The organism is Tepidanaerobacter syntrophicus (assembly GCF_001485475.2).
Taxonomy (GTDB): Bacteria; Bacillota; Thermosediminibacteria; order Thermosediminibacterales; family Tepidanaerobacteraceae; genus Tepidanaerobacter; species Tepidanaerobacter syntrophicus.
In genome coordinates, this window is record NZ_DF977003.1 from 466203 (window position 1) to 483998 (window position 17796).

Annotated in this window: 14 protein-coding genes; all 14 read right to left on the bottom strand. The window is 37.5% G+C overall.

Annotated elements, in window-relative coordinates:
* Positions 1-69: 69 nt before the first annotated feature.
* Entirely contained in the window at positions 70-1746 is a 1677-nt protein-coding gene (locus TSYNT_RS11195; RefSeq protein WP_059034073.1) for a ribonuclease J, read from the bottom strand.
* 144 nt (positions 1747-1890) lie between these two features.
* Complete coding sequence (gene dut / locus TSYNT_RS11200) at positions 1891-2343, bottom strand: dUTP diphosphatase (protein WP_059034075.1); 453 nt, start codon at positions 2341-2343, stop codon at positions 1891-1893.
* Between the two features lie 40 nt (positions 2344-2383).
* Positions 2384-3514 (bottom strand): alanine racemase, encoded by a 1131-nt coding sequence (alr, locus tag TSYNT_RS11205; RefSeq protein WP_059034077.1) that lies wholly within the window; start codon positions 3512-3514, stop codon positions 2384-2386.
* Between the two features lie 114 nt (positions 3515-3628).
* Positions 3629-5737, bottom strand: a complete 2109-nt coding sequence (locus TSYNT_RS11210) for a polyribonucleotide nucleotidyltransferase (protein WP_059034079.1) — start codon at positions 5735-5737, stop codon at positions 3629-3631.
* Between the two features lie 114 nt (positions 5738-5851).
* A complete protein-coding gene (gene rpsO / locus TSYNT_RS11215) occupies positions 5852-6121 on the bottom strand; it encodes a 30S ribosomal protein S15 (protein ID WP_059034081.1) in 270 nt (89 codons plus the stop codon).
* Between the two features lie 124 nt (positions 6122-6245).
* A complete protein-coding gene (locus TSYNT_RS11220; RefSeq protein WP_059034357.1) occupies positions 6246-7187 on the bottom strand; it encodes a bifunctional riboflavin kinase/FAD synthetase in 942 nt (313 codons plus the stop codon).
* 18 nt (positions 7188-7205) lie between these two features.
* Positions 7206-8099 carry a tRNA pseudouridine(55) synthase TruB gene (gene truB, locus TSYNT_RS11225; RefSeq protein WP_059034082.1) on the bottom strand — a complete coding sequence of 298 codons (894 nt, stop codon included), beginning with the start codon at positions 8097-8099 and terminating at the stop codon, positions 7206-7208.
* Positions 8087-9073 carry a DHH family phosphoesterase gene (locus TSYNT_RS11230; RefSeq protein WP_059034084.1) on the bottom strand — a complete coding sequence of 329 codons (987 nt, stop codon included), beginning with the start codon at positions 9071-9073 and terminating at the stop codon, positions 8087-8089. The genes truB and TSYNT_RS11230 overlap by 13 nt, the downstream gene beginning before the upstream one ends.
* Complete coding sequence (rbfA, locus tag TSYNT_RS11235; RefSeq protein WP_059034086.1) at positions 9073-9459, bottom strand: 30S ribosome-binding factor RbfA; 387 nt, start codon at positions 9457-9459, stop codon at positions 9073-9075. Before rbfA ends, TSYNT_RS11230 begins: the two co-directional genes overlap by 1 nt.
* A 24-nt stretch (positions 9460-9483) precedes the next feature.
* Entirely contained in the window at positions 9484-11502 is a 2019-nt protein-coding gene (infB, locus tag TSYNT_RS11240) for a translation initiation factor IF-2 (RefSeq protein WP_059034088.1), read from the bottom strand.
* Between the two features lie 60 nt (positions 11503-11562).
* A complete protein-coding gene (gene rnpM, locus TSYNT_RS11245; protein ID WP_059034090.1) occupies positions 11563-11829 on the bottom strand; it encodes an RNase P modulator RnpM in 267 nt (88 codons plus the stop codon).
* Positions 11819-12892: a transcription termination factor NusA gene (gene nusA / locus TSYNT_RS11250; protein WP_059034093.1), complete on the bottom strand. Its 1074-nt coding sequence runs from the start codon at positions 12890-12892 to the stop codon at positions 11819-11821. Before nusA ends, rnpM begins: the two co-directional genes overlap by 11 nt.
* Positions 12889-13362 carry a ribosome maturation factor RimP gene (locus tag TSYNT_RS11255; RefSeq protein WP_059034094.1) on the bottom strand — a complete coding sequence of 158 codons (474 nt, stop codon included), beginning with the start codon at positions 13360-13362 and terminating at the stop codon, positions 12889-12891. Before TSYNT_RS11255 ends, nusA begins: the two co-directional genes overlap by 4 nt.
* Positions 13363-13494: 132 nt before the next feature.
* Positions 13495-17793 carry a PolC-type DNA polymerase III gene (locus TSYNT_RS11260; protein WP_083497750.1) on the bottom strand — a complete coding sequence of 1433 codons (4299 nt, stop codon included), beginning with the start codon at positions 17791-17793 and terminating at the stop codon, positions 13495-13497.
* Positions 17794-17796: the final 3 nt, after the last annotated feature.

Below are 17796 nucleotides of genomic sequence, written 5' to 3' on the forward strand. Positions count from 1 at the left end.
AAAACTTAGAAAAGTCCTTTCTTTTAATTAAAATATACGCATAATTATGGAAGTATGACAAGGAACTTGTCATACTTCCATAATTATAGGCAGTATCATAGGCCTTCTGCGGGTTTGTTCAAATAAAAGCTTTCCTAAGTCTTCCCTTACCTGTGATTTTATTGTAGACCATTCACTTATATTTTCTTCATGACATTTTTTCAGCGATTGTTTAACCTTTTCTCTAGCTTGTTCCATAAGTGTTTCAGATTCTCTGACATAGACAAAACCCCTTGATATTATATCAGGGCCGGAAACAACTTCTCCCGTTTCCTTGTCTATAGCGACAACCACGATTAAAATACCGTCTTGAGAAAGCTGTCTTCTATCTCGCAGCACGATGTTACCTACATCACCTACGCCTAAACCATCTACAAGCACCTTACCGGCGGTAACTCTTCCGGCAAATCTACAAGAATCTTTTGTAAACTCTAAGATCCTGCCATTTTCGGTTATAAATATATTTTCTTGTGGAATACCAACTTCTTCTGCAAGACGGGAATGATGAACCAAATGCCTGTATTCGCCATGTACAGGTATAAAAAACTTCGGCTTTACAAGATTGATCATCAGTTTTAGCTCTTCCTGACTGGCGTGGCCGGAAACATGGACGCCTGAAATAGGCTCATATATTACATTAGCACCGCTTTTAAATAAGCGATCTATTGTCCTTGATATAAGCTTTTCATTTCCGGGAATAGCGCTGGCAGAAATAAGAACAGTGTCCCCCGGAATAATTTCAACCTTTTTATGCTCAGACATAGCCATCCTTGTCAAAGCAGACATAGGCTCTCCTTGGCTGCCGGTTGTGATGATTACAATCCTTTCCTTTGGAAGGCGGCAAATCTCGTCTAATTCCATCATTAAAGACTTGGGGATTGTCAAATAACCCAAATCCAGCGCAATGTTTACGGCGTTTACCATACTTCTTCCTACTACTGCTACTTTTTTATCATTTTTATATGCGGCATCAAATATTTGCTGAATGCGGTGTATGTTCGATGCAAAAGTAGCTATGATTATTCTGCCCTTGGCACTTCTAAATATATCATCGATTGTATGTCCGACAACCTTTTCAGACATTGTATATCCTTCCCGCTCCGCGTTGGTGCTATCGGACAAAAGGGCCAAAACACCTTTTGTGCCTAGTTCGGCGAATTTATTAAGATCGGCTTTTTCGCCGTCAACAGGTGTTTGATCCAATTTAAAATCTCCTGTATGGCAAACGATACCTACTGGGGTATGAATGGCAAAAGCAACTGAATCCGGTATACTGTGATTTACCCTTATAAAATCTACTGTAAAACTTCCTAGGTTAATACTTGCCGGCGGCTTTACAACGTTCATGGAAATATTTTTCTTGTTTAGTTTTGTTTCCTTTAGTTTTCCCTCGACCAGCCCTAATGTTAATTTTGTTCCATAAAGCGGAGCATTCAGCTGCTGAAGAATATAAGGCAAAGCTCCTATATGATCTTCGTGACCGTGGGTTATTAGAATTCCTTTTATATAGTCTTTATTTTCCAGAAGATAAGTTATGTCGGGAATAACAATATCTATTCCCAGCATTTCCTCTTCGGGAAACATTAGCCCTGCATCTATCAGCAAAATTTCTTTTCCGTACTGAATTATAGTCATATTTTTTCCTATTTCGCCAATTCCGCCTAAAGGAATTATAAGCAGTTTATTATTTTGTTCATTTTTTGACAATAACGGAACACCTCCAATGATTCCATGTTTTTGATAAGTTTTAATTGATTTTTAGCTTCCATGATTTTGTTATAAAGCTAGAATTGACCTATAAAGGATAATTCTAATTTCCGCTCGAAAGTTTTTTGATTTAAAGGATAAAAGCTAAACGCCCGTATGGCCGAAGCCGCCCTCGCCCCTGTCTGTTTTAAGCAGATCTTCACTTAGACAAAACTCTGCCCTAATTACACGTCCTATAACGAGTTGAGCTATTCTGTCACCTCTCTTTATAGCAAATCTATCTTTGCCATGATTTATTAATATAACCTGTATCTCACCCCTAAAATCACAATCAATTGTGCCGGGGCTGTTGAGCACTGTAATTCCATGTTTTGCAGCAAGACCGCTTCTGGGTCTGACCTGAGCTTCGAAACCTTGCGGGAGCTCTATCTTTATTCCGCAGGGTATCATCTTAAATTCGCCGCTATTTAAATAAACGGTTTCTGTAATATTTGCAACAAGGTCCATGCCTGCCGCTCCTTGCGACATATATTCAGGTAACGGCAGATCTTCGGCTCCGTCCACCTTACAAACAAATACTTTGATTTTATCGTCCAACAATGTTGCCTCCCTGTTTGCAATAAATAGTTGCTGAAAATTATTCTGTAAAAATCCTATTTTCTTTATGATAAACACGCGCAACACTAGAAGATATATTTATGCGACGAGCATTAAGCTCTGCAACATCTCCTATAGAAACCTTATCTCTTATGTCGGTTACGTCTATTATAGAATTCTGCATGCTTATTTTACCTAATATATTGCACTTAACACCCTTTATCGTAACGATTCGGTCCTGCTTTCTTATCCCTAAAGCAGTAAGTAGATGTTTTAGCAGATATTTTAAAACATCTACTGCATTGCTAGGTTGATGAACTGTAAGACCGAGGCCTTCGTAATATCCAAATGGAATAATTGCAATAGTCGTGGTTTTTTTAGTGGTAAACTTATTTCCATAGCCTACGTGGTGGCCTTTTGGAAGTGTCTTGAGAAAAACTATTTTAGAGTATAGCTGAGAAGGGTTTTTCGTTTTTATCTTACTTGTGGGACACATACCGTACACAAGATTTCCGCTTCTTACCATATCGAGATGCATATCTTTGTAATTCAAAAGCGCGGTACTGTTGCAAGCATGTTTTAAGGGTATCTCGATACCTTTCTTCTTTAATTCGTTTATTAACGAAGAAAATAGATTGAACTGTTTGCGAGTATTCCCTTCATTACTTGCGAGAGAAAAATGAGTATAAAGCCCCTCTAAATAAATATTATTAAAACCTGAATAAATTTTTGCCGTAAATTCAACTACATCTTTTGGTAATATACCAAATCTGCCCATCCCTGTATCGATTTTTAGATGAACACGCGCCTTTTTCCCACATTTTTTTGCTGCCTCATCAACAGCTTTTACAGATTCTATTGAGCAAATCGTAGATGTCAAATTAAAGTTTACCACATCTTCTGCTTGTTCCGGGAGTATAGTGTTAAAGATGAGCACCGGCGCAATTATTCCTTTTTTTCGCAGAAAAATACCTTCCTCAACGGAAGATACACCTAGATAATCAGCTCCATTTTCAACAGCGCAAGATGCTACCGGGAATATTCCGTGGCCATATGCATCAGCTTTCACAACTGCAAGAAGTTTAACCGGTCCTATATATTCTTTAATAGCCTTGATATTATCGGCTATTATATCCAAATCCACATAAAGCCAAGAGGTTAAATTTGTCATGATATTGCCTTTCTCATATTTGTATTAAATAAAGTATACATGAATTAAGGCTTTATTTCAACTTTTTATTATATGGAGTAAAAATTAAGAAGGCATAAGCCGCACTTATTCGGATTATGCCTTAGAATTCTTTTTGTTTTTTGATTGAATTTCATCGAGGGCATCTTTATGTGAGAGGTTAATTCTACCCTGTTTATCAATATCGGTTACCTTGACAAGGATTTCATCGCCGACCTTCACAACATCTTCAACACGCTTAACTCTTTCCGAAGACAACTTAGAAATATGGATAAGGCCTTCTTTGCCCGGAAGAATCTCGGCAAATGCTCCAAAGTTAGTTGTACGCATGACTTTACCCATATATATTTTACCGACTTCCACATCTTGAGTTATCTTATTTATAATTTCCAAAGCTTTTACGCCTGCAGACTCATCTGGAGCCGCAATGTACACTTTTCCATCTTCTTCTATATCTATCTTTGTATTAGTTTCCGAGATTATCTTATTTATTGTCTTTCCTCCGGGTCCGATAATATCTCTGATTTTTTCCGGATCAATTGTTGTTGTAAATATTCTCGGCGCATAAGGCGACAATTCTTTTCTAGGTTCGGGGATAACCGCAAGCATCTTGTCCATGATATATAGTCTGCCTTCTCTTGCTTGCTCTAAAGCAGTTTTTAATATATCTCTGTCTATTCCCTTTATTTTAATGTCCATCTGGATTGCCGTAATACCATTCCTAGTGCCTGCAACCTTAAAATCCATATCTCCATAAAAATCTTCCATACCTTGGATATCCGTTAAAATGGTTACTTTATCTTCTTGCTTTATGAGCCCCATAGCTACGCCGGATACAGGAGCTTTTATGGGAACACCGGCATCCATTAAAGCTAAGGTAGAACCGCACACGCTTGCCATAGAACTTGAACCGTTTGAACTTAGGACTTCAGAGACTAGCCGTATAGTATATGGAAAGTCTTCTTCCGGAGGTATCATTGGCTCTAATGCCCTTTCAGCCAATGCTCCGTGCCCAATTTCTCTTCGGCCGGGGCCTCTCATCGGTCTTGTTTCACCAGTGCTGTAAGGTGGAAAATTGTAATGGTGCATATACCTTTTAGATTCCTCGATACCCAGACCATCTAAAATTTGTACATCTCCTAAAGCACCAAGAGTTGCAACTGTAAGAACTTGTGTCTGGCCGCGAGTAAATAGTCCTGAACCATGGGTTCTTGGCAAAACTCCAACTTCACACCAAATAGGCCTTATCTCCTTAGCTGTCCTGCCATCAGGTCTTATTCCCTCATATGAAATCATTTTTCTGACTTCTTCTTTTGTGATTGTAGTTAAAATCTCAGTTATTTGTTTGTCTGATTCCGGATAAGCTTCCTGGAAATTAAGAATAGTTTCTTCAGCTATTTTATCTAGACAATCTTCTCGCTCGGTTTTATCGAATATCCGTATGGCCTTTAATATCTTTTCTGTTGCAAACTCCCTAACGGCTTTTTCCAATTCCTCATTCTCATCATCGGTAACTATCTCCATCTTGGGCTTTCCAACTTCTTTTATTATTTCTTCTTGAAAAGCTATGATTTTTTTAATTTCTTCATGACCATAGAGTATTGCATTTAGCATTTCATCTTCTGATACCTCATCGGCGCCGGCTTCAACCATCAGTACCGCATCCTTTGTTCCTGCAACGGAAAGCCTTAATCTGCTTTTTTCGCTTTCCTCCACAGTTGGATTTATAACGTATTCGCCGTTTACTAAGCCCACAGATACCGCACCTACAGGTCCGTCAAAGGGTATGTCTGAAATGCAAAGAGCGCAAGATGCACCGTTTATAGCAAGTATATCAGGCATATTATCTTGATCTACAGATAAGACGGTTGCTATTACCTGTACATCATTTCTTAAATTCTTCGGAAAAAGTGGCCTCAACGGTCTGTCAATTAGGCGGGCTGAAAGAATTGCTTTTTCGCTGGGCTTTCCCTCCCGCTTAATGAAACCGCCGGGAATTTTGCCAACAGCATATAACTTTTCTTCATAATCTACGGTAAGTGGTAAAAAATCTACGCCCTCTCTCGGTTTTTTTGAAGCTGTAGCTGTTACCAAAAGAACTGTATCTTCGTATTTTATCATAACTGAACCATTAGCTTGCTGAGCTACCTTACCTGTTTCTACAACCAGTTTACGTCCAGCTACTTCTGTTTTAAATTCTGGCAAGAAATAATCCTCCTTTATTTAGTTTTTATATTTTTATTTTGCGCTTTATCAGAATTTCTACATTACATTATTGTGCAGAAATAGCTGATAAAATTTAAGCGGGGAAACCCCGCTTTATTTTCGTAATTCCAATTTTTCAATAAGACTTCTGTAACGTTCCGGGTCATTTTTCTTCAAATAGTTCAATAAAGCGCGCCGCTTGCCTACCATCTTAAGCAACCCTCTACGAGAATGATGATCCTTTTTATGCTCCTTCAGATGCTCTGTAAGCTCGTTGATTCTTTCTGTAAGCATAGCAACTTGAACTTCCGGGGAACCCGTGTCTGTCTCATGTATCTTATATTCATTTATTATTGACTGTTTAATCTCTTTAGTTAATGCCATCTTTTCACCTCCTCATTGCTGCAAAATCCCCAATTGCCAAGTAAATCGTCGGAGCCTACGATTAACCGAGCAAGGGTTCATGTGTCACAAACAAATTTTATCATAGTATCGGAAAAAAGTAAATTTAAATTAATTCCACAGCATTAATTTTAAAAATTTCTTTGGCCTGCAGAATGTCCTGCTGAATTTGCCTTACAAGATCTTTTACAGTTGCAAACTTGAATTCAGGACGAAGTCTTTCTATAAACATAATCTCTAAATTTTCCCCATATAATTCTCTGTTAAAGTCGAAAAGATGCACTTCCAGGACTAAGTTACTGCCGTTAAAAGTTGGCTTCACTCCCAAATTAGCGATACCTGTGTGCACATTATTTTCTCTGCGGGCTAAAACTGCGTAAACTCCCCTTGGAGGCAAAACAATATTTTCTTCGGGTGCAATATTTGCAGTTGGAAAACCGATTTTTTTGCCTATAGAGTTTCCGGGCTTTACTATACCCTCAATCGTAAAGGGACGCCCTAAAAGCTCTGCAGCCGTTTTTACATCGCCTTTTTCTATAAGTTCTCTAATTAAAGTACTGCTCACAGTATAACCATTGTAGGTGACTTGAGGGATTATAATTGTATCGATTCCGTTTTTGCCGCATATTTCTTTTAAGGCTTCTGCCGTTCCTCTTCCTTTATAACCGAACCTATAATTATAGCCTACAACTACAACTTTTGCCCTGCACTTTTTTATCAATATGTCATAAATAAAATCAGTGTAGTCTATCTTTGAAAACTCATCGGTAAACGGTGCAAGTACAAAGTGATCAATTCCGTAAGAACGCATTATCTTTTTTTTCTGTTCCAATGTTGTTATAAGCTTGATATTGCTGTTTGGTGAAAGAACTTTTAAAGGATGAGGTTCAAAAGTAAGGATCAGAGAATCTAAATACTTCTCTTTTGCGGTACAAAGCAATTTTTTGATTAATTCCTGATGCCCCTTGTGCACCCCGTCAAAGTTACCTATTCCGCAAACTGTATAATTTGGCAAGTTCATCGATGCTAAGTCGTTATATATTTGCATATGCTTCACTCAATCCTGCTATAAAGATTTGTATACTTGCAAAACAACCTGCTGTTCTATGGATTTTACAACCGCGATGCCTAAGAATTTTTCAAAATTATAAACACGAACAAATTTCCCTTCCTGTTTTGCCAGATGGCTAAAATCTTCATGGATTAATCTGCCTTTTATAAAAAAACTATCATCCGGATATTCTAATATGACAGCCGGCATATTGCATAGATACTTATCAACAGGAAGCAGGACTTTTTCAAGGGTACCATTCTTAATATTTTCCTCTATTTGTTCGAGGGTAAAAGCATTTTGTATGTCAAAAGGCCCTGATCGCGTTCTTCTAAGCTTTAAAAGATGCGCCCCGAAACCTAGTTTTTCTCCTATATCTTCGCAGAGCGTTCTTATATATGTGCCCTTTGAACATATAACCTCTATTACTGCCGAGATAGAACTTACACTCATAACTTTTATTGAATAAATTCTCACTCTGCGCGGCTCTCTTTCAACTGTGACTCCTTGTCGGGCAAGTTCATACAATTTCTTGCCCTTATAATGGACAGCTGAGTACATTGGGGGAATTTGTTCAATTTCTCCAATAAATTCTACAAGTATTTTTTCTAGCTCCTCTCGATTAATTTCAAAAGGATGAGGGTATATGTTTACAACTTCTCCCTCTGCATCTGCTGTGCTCGTAGTAATTCCAAAGCAGATTTCAGCTATATATTCTTTATCATCTTTTTCAAAAAATTCTATTGCTTTTGTAGCCCGCCCTACAAATACAGGTAATACACCAGTTGCTGCCGGATCCAATGTTCCACTGTGTCCTATCTTTTTTATATTCAATAGTTTTCTAAGACGTTTTATTATATCATGGGAAGTCATACCAGAAGGCTTTAATACATTAATTACTCCTTGCACAAAATCCCTCCGTTATCAGCTAGGGCAGCAGATACCGCATTTAAAACAACGGCACGGGCTTGATTTATAGGAAGTTCTACAATACAGCCTGCAGCTCTCAAGTGACCGCCACCGTTAAACTTTTCTGCTATTTTGCTCACATCTACCCACTCATTTGATCTTAATCCTACTTTTGTTACAGACTTTTCCTTCTCCCTGAAAAGCACTGCCACCTCTACGCCGTCGATTTCTCTTGCATAATTAATTATACCTTCGGTTTCTTCTTCCATAGCTTTACTAACTTCTAACATTTCTTGAGTAATATACATAGCGGCTATCTTATTGTTTTCTAACAGTTCTAATGTATCTAAGGCGAGCTTTAGAAGTTTTATAGAGCTCAAAGTCCTTTTTTCAAAAACTTGTCTGCTTACATAATCAGGCTTGACGCCAATGTCAACCAAATCTGCTAAAATTCTAAGGCATAAAGGGGTTGTGTTTGAGTACCTTGCAGAACCTGTATCTGTAATAATTGAAGTGTATATATTGATTGCAATATCATTGTCTATTTTGATCTTATCTTTAATTAATTGGTAAACAATTTCTCCTGCTGATGAAGCGCTGCTGTCTACGATGTTCAAATCGCCAAAAAGCGCATTATTTTTGTGGTGATCAATATTTACAATTATATTTCCGTAATCCCTTATATCTTCATTTAAACCAAGACGATTTATGTCGCTGCTGTCTAGAGAGATTAAAACATCAGATCTTGAGGAAAATTGATTCGAAATTAGTTTATTTCCAGGTAAGAATTTATATTTCTCGGGTATTTTATCAATTATAACAGGTTCTGCACATTTCCCCATTTTTTTCAAGGCAAGGGTCAAAGAAAGTACAGATCCTATACTGTCTCCATCAGGGTCCACATGTGATGCGATTGTAAAACTTTTATTTGATTTTAAGATTTCATTGAAACTGCCAAGATTTGCAATGCTCATCAATCGTCCTCGTCCCCATTTTCCTTTTCTTCGCCTTGTTCTTGCTGCTTTATTTCTTCCAAAACCTTGCTTATATGAATTCCATATTCAATAGATTCATCCATTTTAAAGGATATATCCGGCATATACTTAATCCTTATTTTGCTTGCAAGCTCTCGCTTTATAAAACCCTTTGCGCTTTGAATAGCGTCAAAGGCGGCCTCCTTTTCGATTTCGTCACAATAAAAACTCAGAAATATCGTAGCATGACTTAAGTCTTTCGTGACTTTAACTCTCGTTATGGATACCAAGCCCTTTACGCGCGGATCCTTTAAATTAGTGCTGATAATTTCACTCATGCCTTTTTTTATTTCTTCTGCAATTCTTTCATTTCTTGAAAACTCCACAGGTCTTCACCTCTAAATACCATATTACTCCTTGACTTGTCTTACTACAAAGGCTTCAAGAATGTCTTGTTCCTTTATATCATTAAATCTTTCAAGAGCTATGCCGCATTCATATCCACTTGCAACCTCGCGAACGTCATCTTTAAAACGTTTTAGTGAAGCTATTTTGCCTTCGTGTATGACTATTCCTTGTCGTATTACCCGGATTTGTGAATTTCTCGTGATTTTTCCATCAGTTACAAAACAGCCGGCAACAGTGCCTACAGAAGGCACTTTAAATAAAGTGCGAACTTCTGCTCTGCCTTGAACGACTTCTTCATATTCCGGCTCAAGCATTCCTTCCATTGCTGCTTGTATGTCATCTACCACATCATAAATAATCCTATAGGTCCTAATATCTATTTGTTCTTTTTCCGCCATTTTTTTAGCGTTGGGATCAGGTCTTACATTAAATCCTATAATAATAGCATTAGACGCTGAGGCAAGCATTACATCGCTTTCAGTGATAGCGCCGACGCCGCCATGGATTATTTTGACTTGAACTTGATCGTTTGAACATTTTTCCAAAGCTTGTTTAATTGCTTCAACTGAGCCCTGGGTGTCAGCTTTTACAATTAAGTTCAGGTCTTTAACTTCGCCTTTTTGCATCTTCTCGAACAACTTATCTAAAGAAATTCGCTGAGGCGTATCATATTCCGGTTCTTTTTGCAGATTTTTTCTCTCATCAGAAATAGACTTTGCTTCTTTTTCGCTGGATACAGCAAGTAAAATATCTCCCGCAGTTGGCACTTCGGATAATCCTAAAACCTCTACAGGTGTTGATGGCCCTGCTGATTTTATTCTTTTTCCATGGGAATCAAATAGTGCCCTGACCTTTCCGTAGGCGGTACCCGCAACTATCCCGTCACCCAACTTTAATGTTCCCCGCTGGACTAAAACAGTTGCAATAGGTCCACGGCCTTTATCCAGTTTAGCTTCTATTATTACACCCCGTGCCCGACAATTGTAATTGGCTTTTAGTTCCTGCATCTCGGCTACAAGCAATATCATTTCTAAAAGCTGTTCAATTCCTATTCTGGCTTTTGCGGAAACATTTACAAAAATCGTATCCCCGCCCCATTCTTCAGGAATCAAGCCGTAATCTGAAAGCTGCTGCTTTATTCTTTCTGGATTTGCGTTAGGTTTATCAATTTTATTTATTGCAACTATAATAGGAATATCAGCTGCTTTTGCATGGTTTAAAGCCTCTACTGTTTGAGGCATAACCCCGTCATCAGCCGCTACCACTAAAATTGCTATATCTGTAACTTTAGCTCCTCTTGCGCGCATAGCTGTAAATGCTTCATGTCCCGGGGTGTCCAAAAATACAATTTTTTTGCCGTTTACCTCTACCTCTGAAGCACCGATATGTTGAGTGATGCCTCCGGCTTCTTGCTGCGTAACATTTGTCTGCCTTATTGCATCAAGCAAAGAAGTCTTTCCATGATCTACATGGCCCATTACTGTCACAACAGGTGGACGAGGTTTCAGGTCTTTAGGATCATCAACTTCTTCAAGCATAAACTCTTCATTATCTTGTTTTTCTTCAACTATATCAACATCAAATTCATTTGCAATTTTTTTCGCAGATTCAAAATCTATTTCTGCGTTAATGTTAACCATAAGGCCGTAATTCATCAGCCTTTTAATTATTTTTACAGGTTCTATTCCGAGTAAAGCGCCTAAATCCTTTACACTTATTTTGCTCGGTACTGTAATTGTTTTTTGTTTATCCTCTGCTTTTTCATTCTTAGCAGTTAGGACCTTTTTCTCCTCTTTATCAGCCGGCTCTGCTTTTTTGTCGTCAGAAGCTTGAGCGGCTTTCTTTTTATTGCTTTTACCAGATTCTTCTTCAATCAATTCAGTTACTAGCTTTGCTATATCATCATCAATTGTACTCATGTGATTTTTTACAACTACATCCAAATCTTCTAGGGTTTCAATCAGCTTTTTGCTTGAAATTCCTAGTTCTTTTGCTAATTCATATACGCGCAGTTTCGTCAATATACCCCACCTCCGTTAAAGGATTCTTTAATACTAATAGAGAAAAAAGATTATAATATTTCATAAATTCGATAACTCCTCTTTAATCTTCGAAACAATTTCTTTAGTCACATTGATGTCTAATGCTTTAGAAAGCTGATTTTCTTTCATAGAGGCCTCTATACACTTATCGTTTTTGCAAACGTAGGCACCTCGGCCGGACTTTTTGCCCGTAGGATCTATTTCTACATTATTGTCAGGGGTTTTAACTATTCTAATCAATTCATTTTTTGGTTTCATTTCTCTGCATCCGATGCACATGCGCATTGGTATCTTCTTACGTTTCATCTTCATCCCCTCTCTTATCCTCGGCCGGCTTCGATTTTTCATCATCGCTCTTGATATCTATTTTCCAACCGGTAAGTTTTGCTGCAAGCCTGGCATTTTGGCCTTCTTTGCCGATAGCAAGCGACAGCTGATTTTCTGATACGGTAACTCGTGCTGTTTTATTGTGTTCTTCGATAATTACATTCAAGACTTTAGCAGGACTTAAAGCATTCGAGATAAAAATCGCAGGATCTTTGTCCCACTTGATTATATCAATTTTTTCACCGTGCAGCTCATCTACAACAGATTGAACTCTAGAACCTTTCGGTCCGACACAAGCGCCTACCGGATCTACGTTCTCGTCTTTTGAATATACAGCTATTTTAGTTCTTGAACCTGCTTCCCGCGCTATTCCTTTAATTTCCACAATACCTTCGTAGATTTCGGGCACTTCAAGCTCAAACAGCCTTTTTACAAGGCCGGGGTGGGAGCGAGAAACAGTTATTAGCGGACCTTTTGTAGTTTTCTTAACTTCTAAAATATAGACTTTGATTCTGCTGCCCGGGACATATTCTTCAAAACTTATTTGCTCTGTTGCCGGAAGAATAGCTTCAATTTTACCAAGATCAATTATAACATTTTTTTTATCAAATCTTTGAATTATGCCTGTGACTATATCCGTTTCTCTGCCGGCGTACTCCTCAAATATTAAATCCCTTTCAGCTTCCCGTATTCTCTGCATTACAACTTGTTTTGCAGTTTGCGCGGCGATTCTGCCAAATTTTTTCGGGGTTACCTCTATAGAGACAATATCACCTATTTTTGCAGTAGGGTTAATTTCTCGTGCTTCTTCTATACTGATTTCCAAAAGTTCGTCCTTAACATCGTCTGTTACTATTTTCTTCGAAAATACTTTAACCTCTCCGGTGTCTCTATCGATATTGACGGCTACATTTTGAGAAGAACCGTAATTTTTTTTGTAAGCTGATATAAGAGATGCCTCAAGCGCATCTAGTAATATGTCCTTGGATATTCCTTTTTCTTTTTCGATTTGTACCAAAGCTTCGATAAATTCTGTATTCATTCTTGCTCCTCATTCCATTCAAATTTAAGTTTTGCTGCCGATATTTTGTCTTTCGGAATTGAATAAGTTTTCCCATCCTCGATGGTGACGGTATCATTTGAATAATTTTTTAGGATCCCTGTAAAATTCTTTTTGCCGTCTATCTTTTCAAAAGTCTTAATTTCTACCATAGAGCCAATATATTTTATAAAATCTTTATCTTTTTTAAGGGGTCTTTCAACACCTGGAGATGATACCTCTAAAAAATAGCTGTAGGGTATTGGGTCCATTTCGTCCAGCATCTTACTGAGCTCCATGCTTACCAACTGACAATCATCAAGAGTTACTCCTCCAGGTTTATCAATATAATACCTTAAATACCAGTTTCCAGATTCCTTTACAAATTCCATATCAACCAACTCAAATCCCTTACTGTCAGCTACTAAATTTCCAATGTCCAGCAGCTTCTTAAAAATTTTTTCATTCAGCATAAAAACCACTCCTAAATCTAAAACGATAAATATAATATTAAAGAGTGGGAATTTACCCACTCTAAGTTTCTGCCCGTTAAAATGTCTGCTTGTCACGGTATAATTATACCACAGGATATTGATGAATGCAACTTAAAACAAGCTTATTTGGTCCGTTTCCTGTAAATTAGCCAGCACCCCGTTTTGCCTTAAAATCTGAACAACATTTTTTGTTATTCTCGCCCTTCGCTGAAGATCATCTATTGATGTAAATCTTCCTTTCCGCCTTTCTCTTTCTATATTTTGCGCTGCAGTAATTCCTAAGCCTTGCAGTGATTTTAAAGGCGGCAGTATTCCGGCTTCTGTTATTTTAAATCTCTTTACATCCGACTTATATAGATCTATCTGAGCAAATTGTATACCTCGTGCATACATTTCATTTGCAACTTCTAAAATCGTAAAGAGGTTTTTCTCTTTTGCTGTTGCTTCCTTTTCGTTTCTCTCAATTTCAGCCATCTTTTCTCTGATTTTCTTAGGACCCTGTAATATAAGTTCAGCATCAAAATCATCTGCTTTAACGGTAAAATAAGTAGCATAAAATGCCTCGGGGTAATGCACTTTAAAATAGGCTATCCTAAATGCCATTATTACATATGCAACGGCATGGGCCTTAGGAAAAAGGTACCTTATCTTCTTACAAGAGTCAATAAACCAGCTATTTACATTTTTATTTTCGCTTAAAATTTTTTCATATTCGGGCTTTAAGCCTCTCCCTTTTCTTACGTCTTCCATAATACTAAAGGCGATTTTTGCATTAACGCCATTATTGATTAAGTAAATCATTATGTCGTCTCTTGTAGCAATTACATCCTTTAAAGTGGCTATCCGGCTTTTTATTATATTTTGTGCGTTATTGAGCCACACATCCGTGCCGTGGGACAATCCGCTTATTCGCACCAATTCAGAAAAAGTTGTCGGCCTGGTATCTTCCAACATTTGTCTTACAAACTTAGTGCCGAATTCCGGTACCCCTAAAGTTCCCACAGTAGTTCCTAAAACCTTTGGATCTAGGCCTAGTGACTCTAAGGAAGAAAATATTTTTAAAGTTGCAGGATCATCAAGAGGAATCTTGCGCACATTTACGCCTGTTTCTTCTTCGAGCATTTTAATTACCGTAGGATCATCATGGCCCAGTAAATCAAGCTTTAAAAGTCTGTCGCTTATAGAATGATATTCAAAGTGAGTTGTAATGACCCCCGACCCCTTATCGTCTGCAGGATGTTGAATCGGTGTAAATTCAAAAATCTCCTTGTCTTTTGGAACTACTATAATTCCTCCGGGATGTTGGCCGGTTGTTCTTTTGACGCCTGTAATTCCTTCTGAAAGCCTTGTTAACTCAATATTAGGCAGCTGAACATTTTTTTCTTCCAGATAAGCCCTTACAAAGCCAAAAGCAGTTTTTTGTGCAACTGTTGAGATCGTGCCTGCCCTAAAAACATGATGTTCGCCGAATAACTCTTCTACATATTTATGCGCCTTTGACTGATACTCTCCGGAAAAGTTCAAATCTATGTCGGGAATTTTATCGCCTTCAAAGCCCATAAAAACTTCGAAGGGGATGTTAAAACCTTCTTTTCTCATAGGCGTTCCACATTTAGGACAATTAATATCAGGTAAGTCAGGACCTGTTATGTCATTTTTATCTTCTTCAAAGATCGACAGCTTGCATTTTGGACATATATAGTGAGGGGGCAGGGGGTTTACCTCAGTAATTTGGCACATGGTCGCAACCAAAGAGGAACCTACAGAACCTCTTGAGCCCACAAGATAACCATCTTCCATAGATTTTTTCACTAATTTGTGCGCAATAAGATATATCACAGCATAGCCGTTATTGACTATTGAATCTAATTCATGCTTTAGCCGATCTTCGACAATTTGCGGCAATTCTTCGCCATAAATTTGCTTTGCTTGCCGATAAGTCATTTCTATTATTTCTTCTTCAGCGCCATCTATTTTAGGCGGATAAAGACCCTCGGGAAAAGGAACTATATCATCTGCAATCTCATTAGCTATAATATTTGGATTTTCAACAACTACTTCGTAGGCTGTTTTCTCCCCTAAGTATTGGCATTCATTTAGCATTTCATCTGTAGTGCGTAAATACAGTTTTGATTCTTTATCAGCATCTTGAAAACCCTGAGCATTTAAGAGAATTTTTCTAAATATCTCATCTTGCGGATTTAAAAAGTGTACATCGCCTGTCATGACAACGGGTTTATTTAATTTTTTCCCAAGATCGCATATTGCTCGGTTTATATTTCCTAATCTTTCTATTCCACTTACATATTCTCCGTCAATTAAAAACATATTATTTTGGAGAGGCTGAATCTCTAAAAAATCATAGAACTCAGCTATTCTTTCGATTTTAGCAGGATCATCGAAATGAAGCAGAGATTGATAAAGTTCACCTGCCTGACATCCACTTCCAATTATTAACCCATCTCGATAACGCTTAAGTAACGATTTTGGTATTCGGGGATGTCTGTAAAAAAAGTTCAAATGAGACATAGAGACAAGTCGATATAAATTTTTTAAGCCTTCATTGCTTTTTACTTGAATAATTGCATGATATGAGCTTAGGGTTACCGTTCCTTTTTGCAGCTTATAGATATCATTTATCTTTGAAAGATTATTTATACCGGCTTCATTCACCCGACCCAGCAGTTCTTTTAATATGAGAGCTGCTGTGTTTGCGTCATCCACTGCTCTATGATGAGAGCCCATCCCTATATTAAGATCCTTTGCGATGGTATCAAGTCTATGGTTTTTTAATTTTGAAAGGATAATCCTGGCAAGAGCTAGAGTATCCAATACACCGTTCTTAAAAGATAGTCCGAGCCTTTCGGCATCTCTGCGGATAAATCCAGAGTCAAAATCGGCATTATGGGCTACAAAAACTGCATTACCGAGAAAATCTATAAATTGAGGCAAAACTTTTTCTATAGGCTCTGCAGACTCTAACATTTCGTTGGTAATACCTGTTAAATTTACAATATTTGGCGGAACCGGATGCTTCGGCTTAACAAATGAACTGAACCTGTCGATGATTTCATTATTAATAACTTTAACTGCTCCGATTTCTATTATTTCGTCTCCGTCAAAGCAAAGACCGGTTGTTTCGATGTCAGTAACAACAAAAACCGTATCCTTTATCATTTTATCCGGAGGTTGAGCCATAACCGGGTTTTCATCATCAAATATATAGGCTTCTACTCCGTAAATCGGCTTTATGCCAAGCTTTTTCGAAACAGAATATACTTCAGGAAAGGACTGAAGTACTCCGTGATCTGTAAAAGCAACTGCCTTATGTCCCCATTTTTTGACTGTTTTTAATACCGATTCCGGAGAACATAAGGCATCCATAGAACTATACCGTGTATGTAAGTGTAATTCCACTCTCTTTTCAGGGCTCGTATCTACTCTTTCAGGTTTATCGTCAATATTAATATCAAGTGGGACTAGTTCATGCTCTTGAGTATATTTGCTAATTTCAATCTTGCCTCTTACCTTAACCCACATACCCTCTTTAATGGCCTGCTCTAAAGATTTTTGCTTCTCGGACAGAAAAATCTTTACCGGAATTGAGCCTGTATAATCAGTTAATCCAAAGGTAAGAAGAAGTGTCCTATTTCTAAGCTCTCGCTTTTCAATATTAAAGATTTCTCCCATAAAGGTTATATTACTATTTTCAGTAATATTTTCGCCTATAGGAATCGGCCTTTCTTCGATTTTTTTACCCAGTAAAATAGATGAATATTGACCTGTTACCCCGTTAGAAACTAAATCAACTGATGATTTTTCATAGCCGCTTCTTTCACTATTCTGCCTTAAGATTGATTCGATTATTTCTTTTTCTTCTTCATTTATATCATATGTATCTTTTTTTCTACCATTAGATGGAATTTCTTTGAAAGAAACCTTTAATGGAATACCGGAATTTGCAAGGTAATGCTCTATCAATGAAGAAACCTTGCGTTCTTTTAAAAATTCAGCACCACCGGGTTCTACATAAATATTTATTCGCTTTTCGTCTAATTCCCAATAACTGTCCAATAGCCACATTTGCGCCGCAGGAGCTTTGAGAAAAACGCGCTCTAACAATTTATCCCATATCTTTGTAATAAGTATTTGGAACTTATTTTGGGAATTAAGTTTAGTAAAACCAAGTTCTATTTTGCCAGTAGCTGGCAAATGTTTGAATATTAGTTGTTTGAGTTTTGATAATATGCTTTCAGTTAGTTCTGATTCTGCAAGTATAGACAATTTTAGGTCCTTATTTTCCTTAGAAACTGTTACATTTTCTAACAATATGTTATCAAGCAGTTTTTTTTCTTCAAAATTAAAAATGTCTAAATCCTGCTCGGTAAATATATTCTTAATTTTAATCATGCC

Bases quoted from the DNA above. Each gene is read 5' to 3' on its own strand.
- rpsO (WP_059034081.1), bottom strand. From the start codon at position 6,121: ATGGCATTAACTAAAGAGATTAAACAGTCAATAATAAATGAATATAAG.
- TSYNT_RS11220 (WP_059034357.1), bottom strand. From the start codon at position 7,187: ATGCAAATATATAACGACTTAGCATCGATGAACTTGCCAAATTATACA.
- rnpM (WP_059034090.1), bottom strand. From the start codon at position 11,829: ATGAAACGTAAGAAGATACCAATGCGCATGTGCATCGGATGCAGAGAA.
- TSYNT_RS11255 (WP_059034094.1), bottom strand. From the start codon at position 13,362: ATGCTGAATGAAAAAATTTTTAAGAAGCTGCTGGACATTGGAAATTTA.
- TSYNT_RS11260 (WP_083497750.1), bottom strand. From the start codon at position 17,793: ATGATTAAAATTAAGAATATATTTACCGAGCAGGATTTAGACATTTTT.
- nusA (WP_059034093.1), bottom strand. From the start codon at position 12,892: ATGAATACAGAATTTATCGAAGCTTTGGTACAAATCGAAAAAGAAAAA.
- alr (WP_059034077.1), bottom strand. From the start codon at position 3,514: ATGACAAATTTAACCTCTTGGCTTTATGTGGATTTGGATATAATAGCC.
- TSYNT_RS11230 (WP_059034084.1), bottom strand. From the start codon at position 9,073: ATGAGCATTGCAAATCTTGGCAGTTTCAATGAAATCTTAAAATCAAAT.